This window comes from Streptomyces humicola (assembly GCF_024436035.1).
Taxonomy (GTDB): domain Bacteria; phylum Actinomycetota; class Actinomycetes; order Streptomycetales; family Streptomycetaceae; genus Streptantibioticus_B; species Streptantibioticus_B humicola.
The window spans coordinates 449,907-474,912 of the sequence record NZ_JANFNG010000002.1; the positions used below are offsets into that span (position 1 = coordinate 449,907).

General features: G+C 71.1%; 20 protein-coding genes and 3 pseudogenes. 10 read left to right on the plus strand and 13 right to left on the minus strand.

Annotation, left to right across the window (positions count from 1 at the left end; genetic code table 11):
* Positions 1–142 precede the first annotated feature (142 nt).
* Positions 143–349 carry a hypothetical protein gene (locus NGB36_RS05480; protein ID WP_255918909.1) on the minus strand — a complete coding sequence of 69 codons (207 nt, stop codon included), beginning with the start codon at positions 347–349 and terminating at the stop codon, positions 143–145.
* A 392-nt stretch (positions 350–741) separates the two neighbouring features.
* On the opposite strand from NGB36_RS05480, the pseudogene rho reads away from it, so the two are divergent.
* Positions 742–1,863, plus strand: a pseudogene (gene rho, locus NGB36_RS05485) (transcription termination factor Rho); the annotation flags it as partial.
* A 58-nt stretch (positions 1,864–1,921) separates the two neighbouring features.
* Here the strand turns inward: rho and NGB36_RS05490 are convergent.
* Together NGB36_RS05490 and NGB36_RS05495 are read right to left on the minus strand one after the other, a co-directional pair.
* The gene (locus NGB36_RS05490) at positions 1,922–2,329 is read right to left on the minus strand and encodes a hypothetical protein (RefSeq protein WP_255918910.1); all 408 of its coding nucleotides are present in this window, start codon (positions 2,327–2,329) and stop codon (positions 1,922–1,924) included.
* A gap of 182 nt (positions 2,330–2,511) precedes the next feature.
* Positions 2,512–4,164 (minus strand): APC family permease, encoded by a 1,653-nt coding sequence (locus NGB36_RS05495; RefSeq protein ID WP_255918911.1) that lies wholly within the window; start codon positions 4,162–4,164, stop codon positions 2,512–2,514.
* A 286-nt stretch (positions 4,165–4,450) separates the two neighbouring features.
* Between NGB36_RS05495 and NGB36_RS05500 the strand changes: the two genes are divergently transcribed.
* Both NGB36_RS05500 and NGB36_RS05505 read left to right on the plus strand, forming a co-directional pair.
* A complete protein-coding gene (locus NGB36_RS05500) occupies positions 4,451–4,786 on the plus strand; it encodes a GVDTG sorting domain-containing protein (protein ID WP_255918912.1) in 336 nt (111 codons plus the stop codon).
* 215 nt (positions 4,787–5,001) lie between these two features.
* A complete protein-coding gene (locus tag NGB36_RS05505; protein WP_372509373.1) occupies positions 5,002–5,730 on the plus strand; it encodes a VOC family protein in 729 nt (242 codons plus the stop codon).
* Between the two features lie 29 nt (positions 5,731–5,759).
* On the opposite strand, the gene NGB36_RS05510 is transcribed toward NGB36_RS05505, so the two are convergent.
* The 3 genes and pseudogenes from NGB36_RS05510 to NGB36_RS05520 form a co-directional block, all read right to left on the minus strand.
* Positions 5,760–6,506: a ubiquinone/menaquinone biosynthesis methyltransferase gene (locus NGB36_RS05510; RefSeq protein ID WP_255918914.1), complete on the minus strand. Its 747-nt coding sequence runs from the start codon at positions 6,504–6,506 to the stop codon at positions 5,760–5,762.
* Between the two features lie 193 nt (positions 6,507–6,699).
* Positions 6,700–7,761: pseudogene (locus NGB36_RS05515) on the minus strand (chitinase); the annotation flags it as partial.
* Positions 7,762–8,065: 304 nt separating this feature from the next.
* Positions 8,066–8,353: a hypothetical protein gene (locus NGB36_RS05520; protein WP_255918915.1), complete on the minus strand. Its 288-nt coding sequence runs from the start codon at positions 8,351–8,353 to the stop codon at positions 8,066–8,068.
* Between NGB36_RS05520 and NGB36_RS05525 the strand changes: the two genes are divergently transcribed.
* Entirely contained in the window at positions 8,352–8,744 is a 393-nt protein-coding gene (locus NGB36_RS05525; protein ID WP_255918916.1) for a hypothetical protein, read from the plus strand. The two genes, NGB36_RS05520 and NGB36_RS05525, sit on opposite strands and share 2 nt — an antisense overlap.
* 88 nt (positions 8,745–8,832) lie before the next feature.
* Here the strand turns inward: NGB36_RS05525 and NGB36_RS05530 are convergent, their stop codons facing one another.
* Positions 8,833–9,789, minus strand: coding sequence for a trypsin-like serine peptidase (locus NGB36_RS05530; RefSeq protein ID WP_255918917.1), 957 nt, complete (start codon positions 9,787–9,789; stop codon positions 8,833–8,835).
* Positions 9,790–9,873: 84 nt separating this feature from the next.
* Positions 9,874–10,449: a TIGR03086 family metal-binding protein gene (locus NGB36_RS05535; RefSeq protein ID WP_255918918.1), complete on the minus strand. Its 576-nt coding sequence runs from the start codon at positions 10,447–10,449 to the stop codon at positions 9,874–9,876.
* 294 nt (positions 10,450–10,743) lie between these two features.
* On the opposite strand from NGB36_RS05535, the gene NGB36_RS05540 reads away from it, so the two are divergent.
* On the plus strand, positions 10,744–11,592 hold the full coding sequence (locus NGB36_RS05540) for a trypsin-like serine peptidase (protein WP_255918919.1): 849 nt from the start codon (positions 10,744–10,746) through the stop codon (positions 11,590–11,592).
* Here the strand turns inward: NGB36_RS05540 and lysX are convergent, their stop codons facing one another.
* Positions 11,593–14,895: a bifunctional lysylphosphatidylglycerol synthetase/lysine--tRNA ligase LysX gene (lysX, locus tag NGB36_RS05545; protein WP_255918920.1), complete on the minus strand. Its 3,303-nt coding sequence runs from the start codon at positions 14,893–14,895 to the stop codon at positions 11,593–11,595. It lies immediately after the preceding gene.
* 233 nt (positions 14,896–15,128) lie between these two features.
* Between lysX and NGB36_RS05550 the strand changes: the two genes are divergently transcribed.
* Positions 15,129–15,947: a class I SAM-dependent methyltransferase gene (locus NGB36_RS05550; protein WP_255918921.1), complete on the plus strand. Its 819-nt coding sequence runs from the start codon at positions 15,129–15,131 to the stop codon at positions 15,945–15,947.
* A gap of 96 nt (positions 15,948–16,043) precedes the next feature.
* Here NGB36_RS05550 and NGB36_RS05555 read toward each other — a convergent pair whose 3' ends face one another.
* Positions 16,044–17,018 (minus strand): TauD/TfdA family dioxygenase, encoded by a 975-nt coding sequence (locus tag NGB36_RS05555; protein WP_255918922.1) that lies wholly within the window; start codon positions 17,016–17,018, stop codon positions 16,044–16,046.
* Positions 17,019–17,206: 188 nt separating this feature from the next.
* Between NGB36_RS05555 and NGB36_RS05560 the strand changes: the two genes are divergently transcribed.
* From NGB36_RS05560 to NGB36_RS05570, 3 genes are all read left to right on the plus strand, one after another.
* Complete coding sequence (locus NGB36_RS05560; RefSeq protein WP_255918923.1) at positions 17,207–17,884, plus strand: response regulator transcription factor; 678 nt, start codon at positions 17,207–17,209, stop codon at positions 17,882–17,884.
* A 22-nt stretch (positions 17,885–17,906) separates the two neighbouring features.
* A complete protein-coding gene (locus tag NGB36_RS05565; RefSeq protein ID WP_255919024.1) occupies positions 17,907–19,355 on the plus strand; it encodes a sensor histidine kinase in 1,449 nt (482 codons plus the stop codon).
* 393 nt (positions 19,356–19,748) lie between these two features.
* Positions 19,749–20,981, plus strand: a complete 1,233-nt coding sequence (locus NGB36_RS05570; RefSeq protein ID WP_255918924.1) for an FAD-dependent oxidoreductase — start codon at positions 19,749–19,751, stop codon at positions 20,979–20,981.
* A gap of 24 nt (positions 20,982–21,005) precedes the next feature.
* Here the strand turns inward: NGB36_RS05570 and NGB36_RS05575 are convergent, their stop codons facing one another.
* From NGB36_RS05575 to NGB36_RS05585, 3 genes and pseudogenes are all read right to left on the minus strand, one after another.
* On the minus strand, positions 21,006–21,854 hold the full coding sequence (locus NGB36_RS05575) for a COG4705 family protein (RefSeq protein ID WP_255918925.1): 849 nt from the start codon (positions 21,852–21,854) through the stop codon (positions 21,006–21,008).
* Positions 21,855–21,942: 88 nt separating this feature from the next.
* Entirely contained in the window at positions 21,943–22,350 is a 408-nt protein-coding gene (locus NGB36_RS05580; protein ID WP_372509374.1) for an ABC transporter permease, read from the minus strand.
* A 310-nt stretch (positions 22,351–22,660) separates the two neighbouring features.
* Positions 22,661–23,360: pseudogene (locus NGB36_RS05585) on the minus strand (substrate-binding domain-containing protein); the annotation flags it as partial.
* A gap of 244 nt (positions 23,361–23,604) precedes the next feature.
* Between NGB36_RS05585 and gad the strand changes: the two are divergent.
* Positions 23,605–24,993: a glutamate decarboxylase gene (gene gad / locus NGB36_RS05590; protein WP_255918926.1), complete on the plus strand. Its 1,389-nt coding sequence runs from the start codon at positions 23,605–23,607 to the stop codon at positions 24,991–24,993.
* Positions 24,994–25,006 lie beyond the last annotated feature (13 nt).

Here is a 25,006-nt window from a genome sequence, read left to right on the forward strand (position 1 = left end):
CACCGGGCCACTGCAGTCGACATGCCGCCGGCGCGGCGTGGTGGACGGGCCCGGCAACGCAGCGAGGTACACCCGCCGCGGCAGCGGCTGACGTCGCTGCGGGCGTCGCGGACCCACGAACATCGCCCGCGCCAGGCAGGCTCTAAGCAGGCCAGAGTTCGGGACCGCCGCCCCACCACTCGACCGACGCCGGATCCTCGAGGTCCAGGTTCCCCAGACCGGCGCTGCGCATGAACTCGATCAGATCCGCCAGCCGGTGCGCACGCCCCACGTCACGTCCTTCGATCGTCACCCGGCGCGCACCGTGCTCCAGAGGATGGACCACGACAGGTGGACGCTCGCCGCTCATGAGTACAGCGTGGACCGCCCGCGGGTAGGACGCACCCCGGCGGGCCGGGCGCGACGAGGAGCGAGGCCCGCGGCAGTGATGCTAACCTGACGGTGGCACGCGTGTACGCCGCTCTTCGGCGCCGGTGCCGATCCGTTCAATTCGCCGACGGTCTGCATACCGTCATCTCTCTCACGTGGCCACGGGTGTCGTCACCTGCTCGTCACGTGTCATCGCGAGTCCACGGCGCCTTCCCGATGCGCCGGGCCGCTTCCCCACGGCATGACGCCGTCTTCCCGACTCCCCCGCTTCATCTGCGACTTCAGGACCACGGCGCGCCTCGTCGCGCGCCCGAAGGGACCCTCATGACCATCACCGAAGAAAGGCGGCCCGCCCAAGGGCCCGCCGAAACCCTCTCCGCCGTCGCCGGGATCTTCGACCCGGTCGGCAACCACGGCTTCCTGCGCACCGGTGGCTACCTGCCCGCGCCCGGCGACCCGCACGTTCCGCAGTCGCAGATCCGCCGGCTCGGGCTGCGCAAGGGAGACCTCGTGGAGGGTGCCGTGGCACACCCGCGCGAGGGCGAGCGACGCACCAAGCCGCTGCCGCTCGTCCGCGTCGACCTCGTCAACGGCTGCCGGCCCGAAGAGCTCGCCGGCCGCCCGCACTTCGCCGGCCTCACCCCGCTCTTCCCGACCGAACGGTTGCGCCTGGAGACCGCCCCCGGCGTCCTCGCCACTCGTGTGGTCGATCTCGTGGCACCGATCGGCAAGGGGACGCGAGGTCTGGTGGTCGCACCGCCGAAGTCGGGCAAGACCATGGTGCTGCAGGCGTTGGCCAATGCGGTCGTCCGCAACCACCCGGAATGCCACCTGATGGTGGTGATGATCGACGAACGGCCGGAGGAGGTCACCGAAATGCGCCGGTCGGTGCCCGGCGAGGTCATCGCCTCCACCTTCGACCGTCCCGCCAAGGACCACACCGCGGTTGCCGATCTCGCGGTCGAGCGCGCGAAACGGCTGGTCGAAGCGGGCCGGGACGTCGTCGTGCTGCTCGACTCGCTCACCCGTCTGTGCCGCGCCCACAACACCAGCGCGCACAGCGGCGGACGCATCCTCACCGGCGGCGTCGACGCGACGGCGTTGACCGGCCCCAAGCGGCTGTTCGGCGCGGCCCGGAACATCGAGGAGGGCGGCTCGCTGACGATGCTCGCCACCGCGCTGGTCGACACCGGATCGCGGGCCGACGACTACTACTTCGAGGAGCTGAAGAGCACCGGCAACATGGAGCTGCGGCTGGACCGCTCCCTCGCCGACAAGCGCATCTTCCCCGCGGTGGACGTGACGCCGTCCGGTACGCGCCGCGAGGAACTGCTGCTCACGGCCGAGGAGTTGGCCGTGGTGCGCAGGCTGCGCCGCGTGCTGCTCTCGCGGGATCCTAAGGGCGCGGCGGAGTTGCTCATCGGCCAGATCCAGAACACGGCGAGCAATGCGGAGTTCCTGCTGCGGATCGACCGTACGACTCCGGCGGCCTGATCCGCCGGTGCCGCCCGGGCCCATGGGGTGGCCCGGGCGGCGGCGTTGCGGCAGCGGTTCAGTGGATGGTGACCTCGAAGACCGCGGAGGACGCGGAGCCGCTCACGATCCGCAGCTGGTTGAGGCCGTGCAAACCGAGCTCGACCCGCAGGTAGTAGCTGTGGTCGCGGTTGACGACGGTCCGCGCGGGCAGCGAGACCCACGTGCCGTGCTGCTTCTGCTGGAGCGTCAGGCCGGTGCCCGCTGCCAGCCCGGTGGTGCGGCCGGTGACGGTGAACTGCTGCCAGGCCTTGACGGACGCCGTGCTCGCCTTCGCGGTGATGCTCACCTTGGCGGCCGGGGTGGCGGTGACGGAGGTCGCCGCGGCGGCGGGGGTGGCGGCGAACGCGCTGCCGGCGCCCTGGGAGAGGGCGGCGGCAGCGAGCAGTGCGGCTCCGGCGACGACGAGCCTGCGGGTACGGTTCATGGAGTTTTCCCCTCTGCTGTTACTGGCGGTGTCCGGACCACCGGACGGAGCTGGTCCGGCTCCGTCCTTGTGCATGAGCTGTGGTGGTTCGTCCAGCCAGTGAGACTCCGCAGGGGCTGACATCGTTGCCCTTGGTTCGTCACCGGTTGGTAACAGGCTCCGGCGCCTGAGCAGGCAGTGGCTCACTCGGTGGGGACGACCTCGACCGAGCCGATGTACTCCTGGGTCTCCTCGTCCGGCAGCCGGACGAGATGGGCCCAGAAGTAGATGACCAGGCTGAACGCCGCGACGACCGCGATGTCCCACCACAGGGGGATGTTGGCGGTCGCACCGCAGGTCTGCGTGGAGGCGGGTCCCGTGCTGCAGAAGCCGCCCTGCCAGGAGATGACGCCCATGCCGATGAGGTAGACCGGCAGCCACTGGGCGTTCTTCCAGTCCATGTGCGGCACCTTCGGGTTGAGCTTGAACAGCGCCGAGGCTCCGAGCAGCAGATAGCCGAGCACGATGGCGAGGCCGAGCCGCCACAGCGTGTCCCAGCCGGACCAGTAGATGATCAGGTTGGCGACGACGAAGGCGACCGGGGACCAGAACCAGCCGCCGGGCAGCCGGTACGGGCGCGGGCGGTCACGGTCCTGCTTGCGCAGGCAGCCGAAGGCGAGCGGAGCACCCGCGTACATCAGCACGCTCGCGGAGGTGACGAAGCCGACCAGTTTCTGCCAGGTCGGGAACGGCAGGAAGACGATGAGGCCGATGATGAAGGCGAAGAGCAGCCCGAACCAGGGCACGCCGCGTTTCGTGGTGCGTTCGAAGACCGCCGGGACGTAGCCGTTGCGGGACAGGCCGTAGGAGACGCGGGAGGTGGCGGTCGTGTAGATCAGGCCGGTTCCGCTGGGGGAGATGACCGCGTCGATGTAGAGGAGTGTGGCCAGCCAGCCGAGGCCGACGGTGGTGGCGAGCCCGGCGAACGGCCCTGCCTTGGCGGTGAAGGCGAGGTTGGCCCAGCCGTGCGCGAAGGCACTGTGCGGCAGCGCCGCAATGAACACCACCTGCAGCGCGACGTAGGCCAGGGCCCCGATGAGAATGGATCCGATCACCGAACGGGGAATGTCCTTCGCCGGATTGCGGCTTTCACCGGCCAGCTGGTCGGCCTGTTCGAAGCCGAGCAACGCGAAGATGATGCCGCTGGTGCTCACCGCCGACAGAACACCCCTGGTGCCGAACGGAGAGAATCCGCCGACCCCGAAGTTGCTGGCGTGGAAGTGGGTGAAGGCGAGCACGAGGAGCGTGAAGACGGGGACGCCCACCTTCCACCACGTCGCCGCGCTGTTGGTGTGGGCGAGAATGCGGATGCCGAAGTAATTCACCACGACGAAGAAGGCCATGAAGGCGACGGCGATCCCGTACCCGGCGGGCGTCAGATGGTTTTTCCCCGTCTGCACCCAGGGTGCGTGGACGCTGAGGTAATTGAGCGACGCCATGACCTCGATCGGGGCGACGGTGACCGCCTGCAGCCAGGAGAACCAGCCGAACGAGGCGCCCGCGGCGCTGCCGAAGGCGTAGTGCGGGAAGCGGGCGGTGCCGCCCGCCACCGGGTACATCGCCCCCAGTTCGGCGTGGACGAAGGCGAGGATAATGATGGCGACGGCGCCGATGCCCCAGGAGATGAGCGCTGCCGTTCCGGCGGCCTGGGCGGCGAAGAGCGCGCCGAACAGCCATCCCGACCCGATGATGGACCCTTCGGATGTCCAGATGAGACCGATCAGGCCGATGTCCCGTTTGAGGCCGGGATTCTTCGGCGACACGGGCGCGCCTGCGGGCGGCGTCGGCGTCTCCATGATGTATGCACCCCTCGTTCCGGTTCGGATGAGGCGGCGGGGGCGATATCCAGGGGTACGGATATCCCGCTGGACGCATCGCCTTCGCGTTTTGATCCCATCGTATGAATCCTGTTAGGAAAGCGGAAGCATCGGGAAAGCGGCCTTTCCGCGCCGCACGTCCGGCCCAGTGGAGACCTCCGATGGCGGCACGGACAGGCTGACGGGTTGCCGAGTCCCGACGGGTCACATATCAGTGCTGATAAGGAATTTACGCATGGCCGGGATCGCCAGGAGGTCGGGAGAGATGCAAGCCAGGCGTTTCGTGTGTGCGGCAATCGCGGCCGGTGTGGCCGTACTCGCTGCCGCGCCGGTCACGTCGGCCGCTCCTGTCGCCGGCGTGCCGGGCCGGGCGGCGCCCCCCGCCGCCGGACCGGGCTCCATCGTGACCGTGTACGACGAGCCCGAGCACGACGATGTCCGGGTGATCCGCCAGCCGCGCGGAGGGGTCAGGACGGGGCTCGGCGGCAGCGTACGGACCTCGGACCCTGCCGAGGTCGCCGCCGGTGCTGCTCTGCTCGTGGGGGCGGTCTCGGGCGCCGGCATCGTCGTGTACCGCCGCCGCGCCCGCAGGGCTGCGTGATCCCGCCCGGCCGGGCGCCTTGGTCCCTTCGGAGCCGGGCGGGCCTGTGTCCTGGGCAGGTCTGAGATCGAGGACGACCCCGGCGTGCGTGCGCGGTCCGGCGGTGGCACAGTGGCCAGCGGGAATGCGGGCAGGCGGACGCGGACGAGCGAGGTGAGCCAACGATGTCGCCCTCAGGGCATGCAGTCCGCGGCGCACCGTGCTGGGTGAGCCTGATGACGCGCGACCTGCCCACCGCGGAGGAGTTCTACCGGGCGGTGCTCGGCTGGGAGTACCGGCCCGGCTTCCAGCCGGACTACTCGCTCGCCCTGGTCAACGGTGCACCGGTGGCCGGGCTCGGCGCGCTGGCCCCCACGATGGAGTTCCCCGTCTCGTGGACCTCGTACTTCGCCGTCGACAGCGCCGACCTGGTCGCCGACCGCATCCGGGAGCGGGGTGCGACGGTCGCGGTCGGACCGCTGAAGTTCGGCAAGGGCCGGGTCGCCTGGGCGGCGGACCCTGCGGGGGCGGTCTTCGGCATCTGGGAGGGCGAGGTCGACCCCCAGTGGCGCGTCGGCCGCAAGAAGGGCGCTCCGGCCTGGCTCGAGCTGCGCACCCGGGACGCCTTCGCCTCGGCGATCTTCTACGGCGAGGTGTTCCAGTGGGAGACCGACGACCCGGAACGGTACGACGTGCGATACGAGCACGACCGGGTGATCCTGCGGATCGCCGGTCACAGCGTCGCGGGCCTGACGGGCGGCGCGGTCGAGGGCGCGCCCGAGCCGCAGATCAGGCCGCGATGGCATGTCTACTTCTGCGTGTCCGACGTCGAGGAGGCCGTACAACGTGCTCAGGCCGCCGGTGGCACGGTCACCGCGCCGCCCGAGGACTCCCCCTTCGGGCCGGTGGCGATGCTGCGTGACCCGGACGGCGGGCTGTTCACGGTGACCTCGGGCACCATCTGACGGTCCCGTGTGCCTGGAGCTGCGTACACCTAGAGGTTGACGTGCGGCTCGCTGTCGGCCAGGGACGCCGGTCGCGCGGGGAGGGACGGCGCGACAGCGGTGTGGAGGTGCACCACGCCCCCGTCCAGCGGGCGCCACCGTACCCGGCTCCAGCCGGCGTCTGCGATGCGTTCGGCGAGATCGGCCGGGCTGGGCCACGCCTGAATCGACTCTCCGAGGTAGACGTAGGCCTCGGGGTTGGTGCTGACGCGGCGGGCGATCACCGGCACGGCGCGGCGCAGATAGGAGCGGAACAGCGCACGTCGTACGGGCGTGTTCGGCAGGCTGAACTCGCACACGGCGAGGGCTCCTCCGGGGCGGGTGACCCGGAGCATCTCCCCCAGCACGCCATGGATGTCATGGACGTTGCGCAGGCCGAAGGAGATGGTTGCGGAGTCGAAGGCACCGTCGGCGAAGGGCAGTTGCCTGCCGTCGCCCGCGACGAAGTCGATTCCCGGCCGCCTGCGGCGCCCGACGGCGAGCATCCCCTGCGAGAAGTCGCAAGCGACGACCGTGGCCCCGGTACGTAGCAGGGCGCTGCTCGATGCGCCGGTTCCGGCCGCGACGTCGAGGACCCGGCGTCCCGGGCCCGCTTCGGCGGCGGCCGCCGTGTGCGCTCCCCACCGGGGCATCCGTCCGAGCCACAGGCGCGCCCGGGTGCGGTCGTACCCTTCGGCGACCTCGTCGAACATGGCGGCGACATCGTCGGCCTTCTTCTCCAGACCTGCTCTGACCATGGTGTTCCTGCCTGCGCGCGCGGATGCTCCGGGATGGCGTGATCATTACATCCGATCGGCCCACGCGCGAGGGTCTGGGGCCGGCCCGTGACCGGACCGGCCCGCCGGACCCATGGCGCGAGCACTCCTATGCGTGGCCGGAGCGGGGCGGCCGGCAGTGCCTGTGGGCGGCCTGCAGTGTCACACGGCACCCTGACGAAGCACTGGTGAACGGCTCGAAGGTGTGGCTGAAGTACCACGTGCTCTGCTGGAGACCCGAGCAGGTGTCGGAGCCGCCGGTGCCTGGGCATCCGCCGTTGTCGCGTTGGAGCGCCCAGAAGGACAGGGTGTTGATGCCCTTGGAGACCGCCCAGTTCTCCACGGTGGCGGCGTCCGCGGTGGTGAAGGTCTCGGCCGGCCCGTAGTCGTCGATGCCGGGCATCTCGGTGACGCCGATCATGCCCCACAGCTGTGCGGGCGTCTTCGACGGATAGAGCGACGCGAGCTGGTTGTACAGCCCCTGGGCGGCGTTCTCGGTGTCGGTCGCCATCTCGTGGGTGGCGCCGTCGTAGTAGTCGAACGTCATGATGTTGACGACGTCGACGCGTGCGCCGTTCGACACCGCGTTCTGCAGCACGGCGAGCCCGCTGGGGGCGAGTCCGCCGGTGGTGGCCGGCAGGGTGTAGGAGAACTGGACGGTGCGGCCGGTGCTCTTGGCCCACGCCTCGACCTTGGCGATCGCCTTGTTCCTCCGGTCGATTCCGGCGGAGTCGGTCAGCGAGTTGTCCTCGGTGTCGAGGTCGATCCGGGTCACGCCGTAGGTGGTGATGACGCTCTCGTAGGCGGCGGCGATGGAGTCCACGTCGGTGCAGCTGTCGGCGATCTCGGTTCCGCCGTGGTCGGCCGCATAGCCGCCGAACGACGGTATGACGTCACCACCGTGGGCCTGGATCGAGGAGATGTCGCCGCCGAAGCTGGACGAGGAGATCGGCTTGCTCGTGTCGCCGTTCCAGTACGGGGTGCACGAGCCGGGAGAGTCGGTCTGGATGAACGCCATCGACAGGTACTTGGCACCCGACTGCGAGGACAGTGCCGCGGGACTGTCGCTGCTGTACGCCTCGAAGTAGGGGGCGAAGACGTGCGCGGGCAGTGGTGTCGCGGCCGGCGCCGCGTGGGCCGCATGGGCGGTGCCGGCGCCGCTGAGGGCGAGGCCGGCCGAGGCGGTGGCGGTGGCCAGCGCGATGAGTGCGGCCCGGAGCGCTTGGGAGCGTCGCATATGTGCTCCTGCGGGGAGGAGGTGGCGGGGAAGGAGCGTGCTCTGGCGCGCCATGATTGGACTAGACCAACACCGTGTCAAGAGCCATGGCAGTCACGGCAGTTGAATCATGGTCACCGGTTGGTTCGCATCGCGCGTACACCATCCGGCGCCCTCATACGCCCCGCCGGCCTCGCCGATGGCGCTTCACGGCCGCGCTGCGGCCGGGCGGGTGACCTTCCATCACTAACAGCTCACCCTCGGTTGCACAGCGTAGTGAGACCCCGGCACGGTGGACGGGAATCAGCCAGCTACATCGGAAGGATCACTGGCTCATGCGTATATCCCGGAAATCCGGCGTCCTTGTCTCCTCTGTCGTGGTCGCGGCGGCGGCCCTCGGTGCCGTCGGCAGTGCGGCCGCCGCCATGTCCATGGCCGGCGACCCGATGGCCAGGCCCTCCGGCGCGCCATCGGCCCTCCCTTCGGGATCTCCCTCGCACGCCGTGCCGTCGAGCGCACCCTCGGGCGCTGTTCCCAGCACTGTGCCGAGCTCACCGTCAGCGATGCCGTCGTCGGCCGCCCCCTCGAAATCGGCTCCTGCTGCGAACCCCATGGCCGTTCTGGCACCGCTGAAGGGCTTCGCCACGGTCGGCCAGGTCGTCGACGCCCTCCAGCAGGCCGCCAAGCCCCATGCCAGTGCCGAGCAGGTCCGGGCGGCCGCCAACCAGGCGAAGCTGGACCTCGACGGCCTGCTGCGCCAGGCCAATGCCCAGCAGGAACGGCCCGGCGCGGCGCCGCAGTCCGCCCAGTTGATCGCGCGGTCCAATGCACAGGTCAAGTCGGCTCTCAACAGGATCGTGGCGGCGGATCAGTCGAAGAACCCGGCGGATCTCCTGAAGGGTCTTCAAGACGTGGTCCAGGGGCTTGTGAACCTCGTCACCTCGCTGCTGTCCAGTGGCGGTCTGCCCGCGGCGGACCTTCCGGGCCTGTTCAAGCAGTCCTGACACCCTCCCCGGCGCGCATCACTCACATCACTGCCGGCCCGTCACCGCAGCAGTGCGGCAACGGGCCGGCAGTCGGGTTCCGAAGGGCTCACGGGGTGGCGGGCGGATCCCCGCGCACCGCGTGGACGTAGAGGGCGAGCGTGTCGGCGGTGAAGTAGGAGCTGTAGGAGATGTCGGGGGTGTCCCCGCCGGTGTGGTAGCCGCCGATGACGCCGATCAGCGCGTAGCCGAGCGGGTCGTGGACGAGGAACGGTCCGCCCGAGGTGCCGTCGATGTACCCGGCACAGGCGATCTGCAGGAAGTCGCCGGGCGCGCCCGGGTCGTTGCTCACGAACTCCTGCGTCGACGAGTGGCAGTCGAGCGGCTTGGGGTACAGCGTGTCACTGAATCCCGGATAACCGATCAGCCGTACGTCGGGGTGGTCGAAGCCCGGGTACACCGCGAGGTCGAAGCCACCGACGACGTCCTCGGCCTGCGTGCCGTCCGCGCGCGGGCCGAGTTGGACGACGGAGTAGTCCCAGCGTGCGCCGAGCCCCGAACCGAGAGCGTAGTAGCGCGGATCGATGTAGATGCGCTGCACCGGGAAGATCCCATGCGGCTTCAGCCCGTCGTGGTACTGCGGCACGAAGGACAGGTAGCGCTTGGGGTCGGTGCGGCTGAGGCAGTGCCCGGCGCTGACGACCAGGTCGCGCCCCGGGCTGCGGACGACCGTCGCGCCGCAGAAGCGCCCGACGTTGTTGCCATCGGTCCAGAAGAAGGTGCCGACCTGGGGCAGGCCGTCGAAGGGGTGGCTGGGCGGTACGACGTCACCGGGGATCCCGGCGGCCGACGAAGGCGAGAAGGGGACGGGGACGGCGCCGCCGGGGGCGGGCTGCGCCGCCTCCATGCGCTGCGCCGTCCAGTAGGAGTCCGCGGCAGCGGCGGACGGAGCGGGCGGCGGACGGTCCGCCGCCGAGGCGGACGGGCCGGGCACGACGGTGGTCAGCAGCCCCAGGAGCACGGCGCACAGACCGCGCAAGGCTATGGATCGGCTCGATCGGCTCATCAACGAGGGATCCTCCCGGTAGGACGACGACGCGGGCAAGCAATCGTGCCATCGTCCTATGAACGGAAGGCGGATGACAGATGGTCAGGGGCGGCGGCCGAGCAGGCAGAGCAGCTTCGTCTGCTGGTCGGCGCCGGGCGGCGGATCGATCGAGGCGGCGAACAGGCCGCTCTTGGCGAGCGCGTGGGCGTACGGCTGCACCTCGCGCAGGGCGGCGTCCGCCAGGCCGTCCGGCATCCGCTCGTCGGCGCCGACGGCCCTGGCGAGGTCCCAGGCGTGCACCGCCGCGTCAGTCGTCATCTGAGCGCAGTACGCGGCGGCCGCGCTGTCGCCGTAGGACAGGTGCACAGTGCGGCGGAGCGCGTCCTTCTCGTTGAACGCCTCGATCGCGGCGGCGGAGGCGCGCTCCCAGGTGGCCACGGGATCGTCGCCCAGCTGGTCGCCGTCGTAGACGTCGCCGACCTCCGCGATCGTCGCGCCGTCGCGCACCAGGCGGGGAACCCAGAGTTGCTCGGCGGTCAGATGGTTGACCAGGTCGCGCACCGACCAATCGGTGCACGGAGTCGGCGCGTCCCACTGCCCTTCCTCCACGGCTCGCACGCGCGCCGTGAACATCTCCAGCGCCTGGCGGTGCCTGAGCAGGATCTCGTTGTCAGCCATGCCGTCGATTCTTCCCCGGAACCGGGCCGGGGCGCAGTGCGAGGCAGGTCGCCGTACGGCGTCCGGGCGCACGTGATCCGCCCGCCCGATGGATTTTCCCACGTCGCTCACGCATGTCGGCTCCGGACCCGCCCCACGGCCCGGCCGTCCTGTTACTGTCCAGTCCGCTCCACCCGCAGCACGCCCCGGCGGCCGGGTACATACACCGTTCGGGGGACTGCTGGAGTGTCCATCGGGGCACCCGCCGAAGGCCATCGGATCATCTGACTGTCCGAAGCCGACGGAAGGATGCCGGTGGAACTGCATACCAGGGCGAGGGCGACCCGTGCCGGCGCCGTCGTCGCCGCGCTCCTGACGGCCGCGCTCCTCAGCTCCGCCACCACGACGAACCGCTCTTCGGCGGCGCACACAGCGGCGCTCCCCCAGGCCGCCGCGCTCTCGCCCGGCCCGGCCGCGGCGCGGGCGGCGGCCGCCGTCAGCTCCCTCGTCCACGAGCTGCCGAACTTCCCCGACTCCTACCGGGTGGGCGCCCTGTTCGCCCTCACCGGCCAGGTGCACCACTACTGCACTGCAAGCGTCGTCGACAGCCCGCACCGCAACCTGGTGATCACCGCCGCCCACTGCGTCCACTCGGGGGCGGGCGGCGGCTACCGCTCCGGCCTCGGATTCGCCCCCGGGTACCGGGACAGCACCTACCCGGCGGGGATGTGGCGGGTGCACTCCGAACTGGTGGCACCGGGCTGGCGGGAGAGCACCGACCCCGACGTCGATGTGGCCTTCCTGGTGATGGAGCCTCGGGACGGGCGCAACATCGAGGACGTGGTGGGCGGCAACCCCCTGGAGACCGGCGGCCAACCCGGCAGGACGCGGATGATCGGCTACCCCGACACCACCGACGCGCCCGTCTCGTGCACCGGCACCGCCACCCGCTACTCCGACACCCAACTGCGCATCTACTGCCCGGGCTTCACCGCCGGCACCAGCGGCGGCCCGTGGCTCGCCGACCCCGACCCGTGGGGCGGCGGAGACGTGACCGGGGTGATCGGCGGCTATCAGTACGGCGGCAACAGCCCCGACATCTCGTACAGCAGCTACTTCGACGACCAGGTCGAGGCGCTGTACGAGCAGGCCGCCACCGAGTGATCACTGCTTGCGGACGAGGGGGAACGGCAGCGTCTCGCGGATGGTCAGGCCGGTGATGAACATGACGAGCCGGTCCACGCCGATGCCGAGCCCGCCGGTGGGCGGCATGGCGTATTCAAGCGCGGTGAGGAAGTCCTCGTCGATCTCCATCGCCTCGGGGTCGCCGCCCGCCGCAAGCAGCGACTGCTGGGTGAGCCTGCGGCGCTGCTCGACCGGATTGATCAACTCCGAGTAGGCGGTTCCCAGTTCGGTACCGAAGGCGACCAGGTCCCATCGTTCGGCGAGCCGCGGGTCGGTGCGGTGCTGCCGGGTCAGCGGTGAGACCTCGGTGGGGAAGTCCTTGTAGAAGGTGGGCAGGGTGGTGCGCTCCTCGACCAGGCGCTCGTACATCTCCAGTACCACATCACCGCGGCTCATGCCGGGCCCGTACGGCACGGCCGCCCGGTCGCACAGCGCGGTGAGGGTGCGCAGCTCGGTCCCGGGGCCGACCTCCTCGCCGAGCGCCTCCGACAGTGCCCCGTACACCGTCTTGACGGGCCACTCGCCGGAGATGTCGTGCTCGGTGCGTTCGCCGTCCGGGCCGGTGCGGTAGATCACGGGCGAGCCGTTGGCGGCGATGGCGGCGGCCTGCACCAGTTCGCGGGTGAGGCCGAGCATCACGGTGTAGTCGGCGAACGCCTGGTAGGCCTCCAGCATGGTGAATTCGGGGTTGTGCTTGTACGAGGTGCCTTCGTTGCGGAAGGTTCGGCCGAGCTCGAAGACCTTCTCCATCCCCCCGACGCACAGTCGCTTGAGGTAGAGCTCGGGTGCGATGCGCAGATACAGGTCGAGGCCGTAGGCGTTGATGTGGGTGATGAACGGGCGGGCGTTGGCACCGCCGTGCACCTGCTGCAGCATCGGCGTCTCGACCTCGAGGAAGCCCCGGTCCAGCAGCCCCTGGCGCAGCGCCTGCACCGCGTTGCTGCGTGCGGTGAGGATGTCACGGGCCTCCGGGCGGATGACGAGGTCGACATAGCGCTGGCGCACCCGGACCTCGGGGTCGGTCAGGCCGCGGCGCTTGTCCGGCAGGGGGCGCAGGCACTTGGCCGTCATCCGCCAGGAGCGGGCGAAGACCGACAGCTCCCCGAGGTCGCTCGCGCCGATCTCGCCGTCGACCTGGATGTGGTCGCCGAGGTCGACGTCGGAGGTGAAGCGGGCGAGCCCGTCCGCCCCGAGATCGGAGCGGGTCAGCACGATCTGCAGGTCGGCCGACCAGTCGCGCAGTACGGCGAAGACCACGCCGCCGAAGTCGCGGACGCGCAGCACGCGCCCTGCGACGATCACCGTCTGTCCGGTACGCCGTCCCGGTTTCGGGTCCGGGTGCGCGGCGCGGATCTCGCCGAGGGTGTGGGTGCGGGTGGCGGTGACGGGGTAGGGGTCCTGGCCGTCGTCGTGGAGCCGGTCGAGCTTCTGGCGCCGCACCCGGACCTGTTCGGGGAGCGCGGACAGGTCGTCCACGGCGGCGAGCGCCGCCTCGGGCCCGCCGGTGCCGGCCAGGTCCACCTCGGTGAGCGGCGGGAGCGGCGTGGCGCTCGCGGGCGGGCGCACCCCCCTGGGCCGCCTGCTGAGCGTCGGCAGGGCGACGAAGCCCTCGGCGATACCGGAGGCGAGGCCGATCCGGGCCAGCAGCCTGGCCTCGGGGAAGCACAGAAACCGCGGATACCAGTCGGGCCGGTACTTCACATTCGACCGGTACAGCGCCTCCAGCTGCCAGAACTTGGAGAAGAACAGCAGCAGCCTGCGCCACATCCGCAGCACCGGCCCGGCGCCGATGCGCGCGCCCTCCTCGAAGACCGCACGGAAGACGGCGAAGTTCAGCGAGATCCGCTTGATGCCGAGCCGCGGCGCCTGGGCGGCGACCTCGGAGACCATGAATTCCATGATCCCGTTGGGCGCGGCGCGGTCGCGTCGCATCACGTCGAGCGAGATGCCGTCGGTGCCCCAGGGGACGAAGGAGAGCAGTGCTGCGGTGCGGCCCTCGGCGTCGACCGCCTCGACGAGCAGGCAGTCGCCGTCGGCCGGGTCGCCGAGGCGGCCGAGGGCCATGGAGAAGCCGCGCTCGGTCTCGGTGTCCCGCCAGGCGTCGGCCAACCGGATGACGTCGGCCATCTCCTCGGGGGTCAGGGCCGAGTGGCGGCGGATGCGGGTGGTCATGCCGGCGCGCTGGACGCGGTTGACGGCCTGCCGGGTGACGCGCATGTCGCGCCCGTTGAGGTCGAACTTCGCCGGATACAGGACGGCTTCGTCGCCCAGTTGCAGAGCGTTGAGCCCGGCCCTGGCGTATGCCCTGGCGCCTTCCTCGCTGGCGCCCATGACCGCGGGCACCCATGCGTAGCGGCGGGCGAGGTCGAGCCACGCGTCGATCGCGGGGCCCCATGAGCCGACCTCGCCGAGCGGATCGGAGCTGGCCAGGCACACGCCGGCCTCGACGCGGTAGGTGACGGCCGCTCCCCCGCCCGGTGCAAACACCACGGCCTTGTCCCGGCGGGTGGCGAAGTAGCCGAGGGAGTCCTGGCCGCCGTAGCGGGCCAGCAGGGCGCGGATGCGGGCCTCCTGGTCCTCGTGCAGTCCCGCCTGGGCCCGCTGCGAGCGGAACAGCACGGCGGCGGCGTTGAGCAGGGCGAGGGCGCCGAAGAGGCCGAGGAAAAAGCTGAGCGCCGCGGGCGGGTGGCCGTTGAAGGTGTGGGCGCCGAGGTAGAAGCCGCCGAGGACGCGGTTGGCGGCCCACCCCAGGCGCTGTCCCTCCGGCAGGCCGCCCGGGAAGGCGTAGACGAGTCCCCAGCCGGCGAGGACGGCGACAGCGAGCCCGAGCACGAGCACGCCGAGCGCCCGCCAGAACGCCCCGCGCCGCACCCGGGCCGAGAACTGCCGGTACGACACGAGAAGCAGCAGCGCCACGATCCCGGTGATGGCCAGGCTGACCACGGCCTCGGCGAAGCTGACCATGGTGAAGGTCAGTGCCTCGGCGAGCAGGACGAGCGCGATGTAGAACGTGACGACCCACCAGGCGACGCGTTTCCTCGCGCCGAGGGCGCCCGCGAGCAGCAGCAGGAAGACGGCGTAGGCGAGGTTGGGCGAGGCGGGTACGAGCCATTCGTTGATCAGCCGCAGTACGGGGTCGAGCAGGAAGCGCAGCGGACTGATCAGCGCGCTCAGCGCGCACGCGGCGCCGAGCAGCCCGAAGAAGGTGCCGAACCAGGTGGGAACGCGGTCGAGGGCCCGCTGCCACCGGCTGGTCCGGGTGGTGTCGTCCGCGGCGCTCATGACCCTCCCTGTGTCGGCCGGCCGGGTGCCGGAGGATGTGCGGTCGTTCCCAAGGTCACGGTATGGCAGGTGCGCTGCTGTTGGCGCCGTGGTGGGCCGGGAGCCTCCGGCGTGGCGCCGGGATCTGCAGCTGTGGTGACCATATAGTCCGCCCGTGGACGCGCCACGAACACGTCTCGTGCCCGGAAAGGACCGGAAAGGACCGGCGAGGACCGGCGAGGAGCTGCATTCTCATGCCCGACCCAGGACCTGCCGGAGCGCATGGGGCGCACGAGAGCGGCGGCAGGAGGCTCACCACCAACCGCGCCGCCGTCGGTCACCGGGTCGGCTACGCCGTGCGCCATCCCGAACGGGTGCCGCGCCATCTGGTGCGCGCCGGGCGGGACGCCTGGCTGCGGATGCGGCACCCGGACCACGTCGCGTACTACCGGGCGGTGATGCGGCACGACACATCGCGCGGCGCGGACGCGGCGGTCGGCAGTGGGACGCGTGAGGGCTGGCTGCGGCTCGGGGCGATGCAGTTCGACTACCTGGTCTCGCACGGCCTGCGCCCCGGCGACCGGATGCTGGAGATCGGGTGCGGCAATCTGCGGGCCGGCTGGCGCTTCATCGACTACCTGGAGACGGGGAACTACTACGGTATCGACATCTCCCCCGACATCCTCATCGCGGCCCAGGACACGCTGGCGCGGCAGCGGCTGCAACACAAGCTGCCGCGGCTCACGCCGGTGCGCGATCTTCGGTTCGCCTTCCTTCCGGAGGCGCACTTCCGGGTGGTGCATGCGCACAGCGTCTTCTCGCACTCGCCGCTGCACGTGATCGACGAGTGCCTGGCGCACGTCGGGCGCGTGCTCACCCCGGACGGGTGGTTCGACTTCACCTTCGACCGGACGGAGGGGACCGAACACCATGTCCTGCGGGAGGACTTCTACTACCGCACGCAGACGCTGGTCGCGCTGGCGCAGGCGCACGGTCTTCGGGCGCGGTTCATGGACGACTGGGAGGCGCTGCCGCACGGCCAGTCCAAGCTCCGGGTGACCCTGGCGCGGTGACGCCCCGTCGGCGGCAGGCGGGACCCCCGTACCCGTCCGCCGCCGTCCGGGGCGCGTTCACCGGCTGCTGCCGTTCGGCTCAGCAGCGCCGGTGGCTCACTGGTCGCGCCGCGTCTGCGCGTAGCAACGGCGCAGCCAGCGGGCCCGGCCGGGAGCCGCGGGCTCGAACGGTACGCGGCGGTGGAGCACCCGGCGGTTGTCGAAGACGTGGAAGTCGCCGGCCCCGATGAGCACCGACGTGCCGTCCAGCTCCCCCAGCCGCCGCTCGAACCGATTGAGCGCGCGGTTGGCGCGCAGGGTGAGGCCGGAGATGCGGCCGGGCCCGTAGCGCACGGCGTCACGACCCGAGGGCAGCGTCCACATCACCGGGACGCCCTCGCGCGTGAGCGGGCCGGCGCCGGACCCGGCGGCGTACGACTCGGGGGCGGTGATGAGGAACTCCGGCAGACGCAGGTCGTCCAGCACCCACTGCGGTAGCGCGGTGGTCACCGTGTCGACGGTGAGCAGCTCGGTGGGCACGCCCTCGTCGTTGCGCATGCCGTAGAAGGACAGGTAGTGCGGGATGGCAATGGACGACTCTGCCTTCTCCTCGTGGTCGAGCACGGAATCGTCCGTGTGCCAGTCGAGCGGGGCGGAGTAGCCCCATGAGGTGAGCGTCCCTCCGGACCCGGGGCGGGGGGCGACGTTGCGCATCAGCCGCCCGTCGTTCTCCCAGCGGTAGGCGACCGGCAGGAGACCGAGCAGGTGCAGCATGCCGAACTGGACGAGGTTGGGAACGGTCAGGTCCCTTTCGTCGCAGAACCCGTCCACCGGGGTCGGTATCCAGTGGCGCGGCTGCGGGAGGTTGGAGACCGTCAGCCAGGGCGACGGGTCGCCACGCCATTCGAAGAAACGTTCCAGCACGGCGGCGGGAAGGTGGTTGCGCAGATGCTTCGCCCCGGTCTCGGCGAAGGTGCGGGCATGGGAATCGGATACGGAATGCGCCGTCGCCGTCTGTGCGCAGAATTCCTCGGAAATGGCCTCCCTTGCATCGTCGGCGACGCAGACACTTCCCCCAAGAACGTCGAGCATTCCTTTCGATGTCTCCTATCGAGGCACAATTGGACCCGCCAGCGTATCGAATTCATGGACGAAAATGACCGTACCTCGAAGGCGCGTACCGCACTCCCACGTTCAAGATTTTTTGAGCTGGATCTGAGGTTCCCCTGTGAGGCGCGCCACAAAGAGCGCCCGCGCGCAACCTCTGCGACGCTGTGCCCATGCGGCTCCTGATCGTCGAGGACGAGAAGCGGCTGGCCGCCGCCCTGGCCAAGGGCCTCGCGGCCGAGGGATTCGCCGTCGACATGACCCACGACGGCCTCGAAGGGCTGCACCTGGCCACCACCCAGGACTACGACCTGATCATCCTCGATCTCATGCTCCCGGGCGTGAGCGGCTACCGTGTCTGCTCCCGGCTGCGCGCCGCCGGCAACACCACGCCGATCCTGATGCTCACCGCCAAGGACGGGGAGCTCGATGAGGCGGAGGGGCTGGACACCGGCGCCGACGACTACCTGACCAAGCCGTTCTCGTACGTGGTGCTGCTCGCCCGGGTCCGCGCGGTGCTGCGCCGCAGGAACCGCGACGGCTGCCCGGTGGTCAAGCTCGGCGACCTGACGGTGGATCCGCACACGCGGCGCTGCTTCCGCGGCGAGGACGAGGTCGCCCTGACCGCCAAGGAGTTCGCCGTGCTCGAACACCTCGCGGCGCACGCCGGGCAGGTGGTGTCGAAGTCGGAGATCATCGAACACGTCTGGGACTTCGCGTTCGACGGCGACCCGAACATCGTCGAGGTGTACATCAGCACGCTGCGCCGGAAGATCGACGCGCCGTTCGGGCGCCGCTCGATCTCGACGGTGCGCGGCGCCGGGTACCGGCTGGCGGCCGACGGTGGCTGACGGACGCGTCCGCCGGGGCCGTATGCGGCGGCCCTGCTGGTGGGGGTCGGTGCGGGCGCGCACCACTTTGGCGTCGACCGCGGTCGTCGCGGCGGCGCTGGTGGCGGCCGGGATCGCCGTGCTCACCGCGCTCCACCGGCACCTCGTCGACGGCGCGAGCCTCCAGGCGGAGGTGACCGCCCGTGAGATCGCCGCCCAGGTGGCGGCGGGCACCACCTTGAACTCGCTCGATCTGCCCGACGCCCAGAACCAGCCGGTCCAGGTGGTCTCACCCGAGGGCCGGGTGCTGGCCGCCGGACGGACGCTGCGGGGCGCGCCGCCGTTCGCGGACTTCGCCCGCGCGCCCCGGCGGACGTTCCTCGCCCGCACCGATGGCAACCGCTATCGCCATGACGACGACAGGGTCATTCCGGCGCGCGGATTCGCCACCACCACGGCGCGCTTCGAGGACGTACGGGTGCCGGGCAGCGGCGGCTCGGGCCATGACTTCCGGGTGGCCGCCGTCTTCGCCACCACCCGGCGCGGCCACACCGTAACCGTCTACGCCGGCGCCTCCCTCAACACCGACCGGCAGGCCGTCGCGGAGGTGCGGCGCGTGATGCTGATCGGGCTGCCCCTGCTGCTCGCCGTCGTGGGGGCGATGACCTGGCTGGTGACGGGCCGGGCGCTGCGCCCGGTGGAGGGGATCCGGGCCGAGCTCGCCGAGATCATGAAGGGGGACCTGTCCCGCCGGGTACCTGAGCCGGTCTCGCGCGACGAGGTGGCGGCGCTCGCGGCCACCACCAACGCCACGCTCGCGGCGCTGGAGGAAGCGGTGGTGCGGCAACGGCGCTTGGTCGCGGACGCCTCGCACGAGCTGCGCAGCCCCATCGCGAGTCTGCGCACCCAGCTGGAGGTGGCACGTGCGCATCCGCACCTGCTGGAGATCGACGGGCTGATCGACGACACGCTGCGGCTCGAACGGCTCGGAGCCGACCTGCTGCTCCTCGCCCGTCTCGACGCAGGCGAGGAACATCGCACCGAGCCGCTGGATCTAGCCGAGCTCGTCCGGCTGGAACTCGCGCACCGGGCCGCCGACCGGGTGCCGGTCCGATCGGCGATCCCGGACGGCCCGGTGATGGTGGCGGGCAGCCGCACCCAACTGGCCCGTATCCTGCGCAACCTGGTGGACAACGCGCAGCGCCACGCGGCCTCCGCGATGCACGTCGCCGTCCACCACCGGCACGGCCGCCAGGTGGTGCTCGACGTCACCGACGACGGTCCCGGCGTCCCCGCGTCGGATCGTGAGCGGATCTTCGAACGGTTCGTGCGGCTGGACGACGCCCGCAGCCGGGACGCCGGGGGCGCGGGGCTCGGCCTGGCCATCGCGCGCGACCTGGTCCAGCGGCACGGCGGGCGGATCGAGGTCGGTGACGCGGACGGTGGCGGCGCACGCTTCACCGTGACGCTCGCGGCGCTCACAGCGCAGTAGTGCCCGTCACACCGGGGGCGATGGCGACGATCGCGATTCGTCGAGGAGCCGGGGGGAGCAGGACAGATCGGTGTCGATGAATCCGACGACCTGCGAGGGCGCCGGGTGGTGCACGCCGCGGCGAACCGGCCGCGCAGCCGTTCGGTCAGCGGGTAGAACTCTCGAAGTCCCGCACGTCGGCCGGGGTCTCGTTCAGCATGGCCACCTCCGGAGGGTGTGCCTGGGTGGCGCCCGGTCTCAGCGTCGCACCGCCCCGGTGCCCGCGCGATAAGGCCGCTCGGCCCCGTCCGGGATCGTCCGTGCGGCAGTGCCGGGGTGCGGTGGCGCGGAACGGCCCGCAGGCTGTGGGGTGGTGGTGCCGAGCGGATGGGAGGGACGGGAGGAGCGGAGCCGATGGAACGGACCACGTGCTGCGTGGTGGGAGGCGGCCCGGCCGGGATGGTTCTCGCCCTGCTGCTGGCCCGGGCCGGCGTCGAGGTGACCGTGGTGGAGAAGCACGGGGATTTCCTGCGTGATTTCCGCGGCGACACCGTGCACCCGTCGACGCTGTCGCTCCTGGACGACCTGGGTCTCGGGGAACGGTTCGCCGCCCTGCCACAGCGGCACGTCACCACCGTCCAGCTGCCGGTCGGCCCCGGCCGTGAGCTGCTCACCGTGGGCGACATCAGCACGCTGCCGGTGAAGCACAACTACATCGCCATGGTGCCGCAGTGGGATCTGCTCAACCTGCTGGCGGACGAGGCCCGGGGTGAGCCCTCCTTCCGGCTGCGGATGGACACGGAGGCGACCTCCTTCGTCCGGGAGCGGGACCGGGTGGCGGGGGTGAGCTACCGAACGGCGGGCGGCCGCACCGGGGAGCTGCGGGCCTCGGTCACGGTGGCGTGCGATGGCCGGGGGTCGCTCGCCCGGGGGCTGCCCGAGCTGGGGCTGCGCCGGTTCCCGTGCCCGATGGACGCCTGGTGGTTCCGGCTGCCGAGGCACGACGGCGACCCGGTCGGGCTGGTGGGGAATGTCGGCGAGGGGTTCATCTCGGTCATGATCGACCGTGGCGGGTACTGGCAGTGCGCGGCCCTGATCCCGAAGGGCAGCGACACCGTGCGCCGCGCGGCCGGCCTTCAGCGGTTCGCCTCGCAGATCGCCGCCGTCGCCCCGTGGCTCGGCGAGCGCGCGGGGGCGCTGCGGTCGTGGGACGAGGTGAAGCTGCTCGACGTGCGGCTCGACCGGCTGCGGCGGTGGCACCGCCCGGGGCTGCTGTGCATCGGGGATGCGGCCCACGCGATGTCGCCGGTCTTCGGGATCGGCATCAACCTGGCCGTCGAGGACGCCGTCGCCACGGCCCGGTATCTCGCAGGACCGCTGCGCGCCGGCACGGTGGGGCTGCGCGACGTGCAACGCGTTCAGCTGCGCCGCTGGCCGACCGCAGCTGCGACTCAGGCCCTGCAGCGCGCCGCGCACGCCCACGTCATCGAGCCGGTGCTCGCGGGGCGCCCTCCGCTGGGAGGCAGGGCGAACCCGCTGCGGGTGACCGAGGTGCTCGCGGCGGCGCCGTGGCTGAAGCGGCTTCCCGGCTACTTCTTCGCCTACGGCGCCGTGCGGGAGCGTCCCCCGGCGGAGTCGTTGCGGTGACCGGACCGGCCGCGACCGGTCCGGTCAGCGGCGAGGCCTGCGGTGCTGGACCGAGTCCTTGGGCGGGACGGGCGCGGTGCCGGCGTCACCGTCGGTCTGCACGTCCTTGCGGCTGACGGCCAGGTAACCGACGAAGCCGAGGATCGCGAGCGTCCAGACGAGGGTGACGGGACCGAGGCCCAGATTCAGCCCGCCGCGGCTGCGGTCCACCGCCATCCAGTCGGCGAACGACGCGCCGAGCGGCCGGGTGATGATGTAGGCGAACCAGAAGGCGAGGATGGCGCCGAGCCCGAACCGGCCGTGCGCGACGGCGGGGACCGCGATCACCACGGCGAACAGGATGCCCGACGCGAGGTAGCCCAGGCCGAAGGTGCTGGCCGTCAGGTCGCCCGCCGCGGTGCCGAGCGCGAAGGTGGCCAGCACCGTCGCCCAGTAGAACGCCTCGCGCCGCCGGGTGTGGATGCTGTGGATCGACAGGGTCTTCTCGGTCGCGTACCAGACGGCGAAGATCACCGCCAGCGCGACCATGAAGAACGGGGTGGAGATCAGGTAGGGCACCCCGAGCCCGACGTGCAGCGCGTCGGCGGCCATCGTGCCGAAGACGCTGACCATGACGATGGCCGTCCAGTAGACCCAGGCGACGTACCGGCGTACGGAGAACTGCAGAACCAGCGCCGCAACGAACGCCAGGCCGCCCACGCCGACGGCGACGAAGTTGCCGAGCACACGGGCCAGGAAGTCCGATGCCGCCTCGCCCATGCCGGTGGTGAGCACCTTGGTGATCCAGAAGTATGCGGTCACCTCCGGGACCTTGCTCAGTGCGTGCCGGGCGGGGGCCAAGGGCGCGTTCTGCCGGAGTGGAGCTGTCGTCATGGCCGCCAAGGATGGCATACGAATCCTTGGCTCCCGGTGGCGGGTCGCTGCCTGCCGCCCGCCGCCGGGAGGCTTCGCCGGGGCGCCGTCACCGTCGTGCGGCCACCCGCCGGGCACGGACGCGGTCGGCGGTGATCGCCAGGCCGAGAAAGCAGCCCAGCACGATATCGGTGTAGTCGGAGTTGATCTGAAGGATCGTCAGATCGTCGTTGATCAGTTCGAGCAGCACCGTGCCCGCGACGATGCCCACGATCCGGCCCTGGCCGCCGACGAGACTCACCCCGCCGATCACCGCGGCGGCGATCGCGGACAGCTCCCAGCCGACGCCCACCCCGCTCGCCGAGCCGACGCCCATACGGCCCAGCACCAGCATCCCGGCGAAGCCGGAGAGCAGCGAGCTGGTCACGTACATCCACACCACCCGCCGGTTGCCGCGGATGCCGGCGAGCCGTGCCGCCTCCGCGTTGCCGCCGACCGCGTACACCTGCCGTCCCACGTACGTGCGTTCCAGGAAGCTCTCCGGCCGCGCCGTGGTGGTCTGCGTCGCCGACGGCGCCGAACTCGGCAGCGCCGTCCACGAGTACCGCTACGGCTCCGTCGAGCGGCGGCTGCCCCGGCCGGACGGCGAACCGGCCTGCTGCGGGGCGCGGTCCGGGGGCTGCCCGTCAAGATTGTTAGCGCTCACAATGACTTGCACTCCGAGGGAACGAAGGCGGAGGGGAGTGGTGCGGTGTGCTACTCGGGAGTGGTGCGGCGCGCTGCTGTTGCGAACCGGGCGCTGTCCGCCGGGGCGCCGGGGGGCGGACTCAGGAGGTGGCGGTACTGCTACTGCTGCGCACGATCAATTGCGGCTCGATGACGACGTGCAGGCCGTCGAAGCCGCCGGGGGGCCGGGAGGCGACGCTCCTGTCGGGACCTGCCCCGTCAGGACCTGCCCCGTCTGCGCCGATCCGGCCCGTGATGGTCTCCTCGATCCGCTCCAGCAGCAGCTGGATGCTGCGCTTGCCCACCGCACCGAAGTCCTGGCGGACGGTGGTCAGCGGCGGCGCGAAGAACTCCGCCTCCGGGATGTCGTCGAAGCCGACCATGGCCACGTCTTCCGGCACCCGGACGCCCGCCTCCCGGAAGGCGCGCAGAATCCCCAGTGCCATCTGGTCGTTGGCCACGAACACCGCGGTCAGTCCGCCGCTGCCGGCCCGCCCGGCGAGCTCCTGGCCCGCGCGGTAGCCGGAGAGCGGGCTCCAGTCCCCGGTGAGCGGTTCGGGCACGGGTGCGCCCGGCGTCGAGAGCCGCGCGCCAGCCGGCCCGCCGCGCCTCGGCCTCCAGCCAGTCCCGGGGGCCCGACACGTGCCAGACCGTCTCGTGCCCGGCAGCGAGCAGGTGCTCGGTGGCGAGCCGCGCGCCCAGCGCCTGGTCCACGCTGACCCCAGGGATCTCCAGGTCGTGCCCGCCCTAGACGGTCACCACCGGGAAGGGGTTCGGAAGTTCCGCGACCGCGGCGACGGCCGCGCTGTGTCAACGCTCACATCACAACGGCGTCAAGCCCTCGGACGTCGGCGACCTGTTGTGACGCTGACGCCGCGTGAGCTGTGCGACGCGGTGGGCCACCACGCGTACTCCGTATGCGCGATGACGGCGTCGGAGCGCCGACGCATTCCGGTCGTCTGGGTCGCCGTGGGGATTATTACGGCATTGCGGATGGAAGGGGCCGGAGTCTGCGGGCACGATGGAAACCCCGTCAGGAGGTCCCATGCCGCTCCATCGTGTCGAACGTGATCTGCAAGCACCCGACGACCTGTATGCGATGCCCGCTGCCGGGGAACCGCTGCCCCGCTACCGCATTCCCGACGGGCCGATGCCTGCCCGTCAGGCGTTCCGGCTGGTCATGGACGAGCTCGCCCTCGACGGCAACTCCCGGCAGAATCTCGCCACGTTCTGCACGACATGGTCGGAGCCCGAGGTACAGGCCGTCATGGCCGAGACCCTCGACAAGAACCTGGTCGACAAGGACGAGTACCCGCAGACCGCCGAGCTGGAATCGCGCTGCGTGCACATTCTCGCCGACCTGTGGAACTCCCCCGACGGCGCGACCACCGTCGGCTGCTCCACTACCGGTTCGAGCGAGGCGGCGATGCTCGCCGGCCTCGCCCTGCAGCGGCGCTGGCGCGCCCGCCGCCGGGGCGAGGGCAAGCCCGCGGACAGTCCGAATCTGGTGTGCGGCCCGGTCCAGGTGTGCTGGGAGAAGTTCGGCCGGTACTTCGACGTGGAGCTGCGGCAGGTGCCGCTGCTGTCGGGCAGCACCACCATGCGTCCGGAGCAGCTCGCGTCGTACATCGACGAGAACACGATCGGGGTGGTGGCGACCCTCGGCGTCACCTTCACGGGCGTCTACGAGCCGGTGGCTGAACTCTCCGCCGTCCTGGACGAGTTGCAGCGGACCACCGGACTCGACATCCCGCTCCACGTGGACGCGGCGAGTGGCGGCTTCGTCGCCCCGTTCCTCGAACCCGACCTGGTGTGGGACTTCCGTCTGGAACGGGTCAAGTCCATCAACTCCTCGGGGCACAAGTTCGGCCTGGCCCCCCTGGGCGTGGGCTGGGTGGTGTGGCGGGACGCCGCCGAGCTGCCCGCGGAGCTGGTCTTCCATGTCGACTACCTCGGCGGTGACATGCCGACCTTCGCGCTGAATTTCAGCCGCCCCGGCGGCGAGGTCATCGCGCAGTACTACAATCTGCTGCGGTTCGGCCGTGAGGGCTACCGCACGGTGCAGGGCGCCTGCGCGAAGACGGCGGCCGAACTGGCCGACGCGGTCGCCGCACTCGGACCGATGCGGATCCTGCACGACGGCCGGTCCGGGCTGCCGGTGGTGTGCTGGACTCTCACCCGGCCCCCCGATCCGGGCAGCGGCCAGTGGACTTTGTACGACCTCTCCGAGCGGTTGCGGATCCGCGGCTGGCAGGTGCCGACCTACCCGCTGCCCGCCGATCAGCAGGATGTCGCCGTTCAGCGCGTGGTCGTCCGCCACGGCGTCAGCCGCGACCTGGCCGACCTCCTCCTCGGCGACATGAAGTGGGCCCTCGCCGAGCTGGAGCGCCGTAACCTGTCGGGCGCCGAGGAGCAGCCCGGCTTCCACCACTGAGACCTGGCACGCC

Excerpts from the sequence above, each read along its gene's own strand:
- NGB36_RS05480 (WP_255918909.1), bottom strand. The coding sequence starts at position 349 with ATGAGCGGCGAGCGTCCACCTGTCGTGGTCCATCCTCTGGAGCACGGT.
- NGB36_RS05490 (WP_255918910.1), bottom strand. The coding sequence starts at position 2,329 with ATGAACCGTACCCGCAGGCTCGTCGTCGCCGGAGCCGCACTGCTCGCT.
- NGB36_RS05495 (WP_255918911.1), bottom strand. The coding sequence starts at position 4,164 with ATGGAGACGCCGACGCCGCCCGCAGGCGCGCCCGTGTCGCCGAAGAAT.
- NGB36_RS05500 (WP_255918912.1), top strand. The coding sequence starts at position 4,451 with ATGCAAGCCAGGCGTTTCGTGTGTGCGGCAATCGCGGCCGGTGTGGCC.
- NGB36_RS05505 (WP_372509373.1), top strand. The coding sequence starts at position 5,002 with ATGACGCGCGACCTGCCCACCGCGGAGGAGTTCTACCGGGCGGTGCTC.
- NGB36_RS05510 (WP_255918914.1), bottom strand. The coding sequence starts at position 6,506 with ATGGTCAGAGCAGGTCTGGAGAAGAAGGCCGACGATGTCGCCGCCATG.
- NGB36_RS05525 (WP_255918916.1), top strand. The coding sequence starts at position 8,352 with ATGGCCGTTCTGGCACCGCTGAAGGGCTTCGCCACGGTCGGCCAGGTC.
- NGB36_RS05520 (WP_255918915.1), bottom strand. The coding sequence starts at position 8,353 with ATGGGGTTCGCAGCAGGAGCCGATTTCGAGGGGGCGGCCGACGACGGC.
- NGB36_RS05530 (WP_255918917.1), bottom strand. The coding sequence starts at position 9,789 with ATGAGCCGATCGAGCCGATCCATAGCCTTGCGCGGTCTGTGCGCCGTG.
- NGB36_RS05535 (WP_255918918.1), bottom strand. The coding sequence starts at position 10,449 with ATGGCTGACAACGAGATCCTGCTCAGGCACCGCCAGGCGCTGGAGATG.
- lysX (WP_255918920.1), bottom strand. The coding sequence starts at position 14,895 with ATGAGCGCCGCGGACGACACCACCCGGACCAGCCGGTGGCAGCGGGCC.
- NGB36_RS05550 (WP_255918921.1), top strand. The coding sequence starts at position 15,129 with ATGCCCGACCCAGGACCTGCCGGAGCGCATGGGGCGCACGAGAGCGGC.
- NGB36_RS05555 (WP_255918922.1), bottom strand. The coding sequence starts at position 17,018 with ATGCTCGACGTTCTTGGGGGAAGTGTCTGCGTCGCCGACGATGCAAGG.
- NGB36_RS05560 (WP_255918923.1), top strand. The coding sequence starts at position 17,207 with ATGCGGCTCCTGATCGTCGAGGACGAGAAGCGGCTGGCCGCCGCCCTG.
- NGB36_RS05565 (WP_255919024.1), top strand. The coding sequence starts at position 17,907 with ATGCGGCGGCCCTGCTGGTGGGGGTCGGTGCGGGCGCGCACCACTTTG.
- NGB36_RS05570 (WP_255918924.1), top strand. The coding sequence starts at position 19,749 with ATGGAACGGACCACGTGCTGCGTGGTGGGAGGCGGCCCGGCCGGGATG.
- NGB36_RS05575 (WP_255918925.1), bottom strand. The coding sequence starts at position 21,854 with ATGACGACAGCTCCACTCCGGCAGAACGCGCCCTTGGCCCCCGCCCGG.
- gad (WP_255918926.1), top strand. The coding sequence starts at position 23,605 with ATGCCGCTCCATCGTGTCGAACGTGATCTGCAAGCACCCGACGACCTG.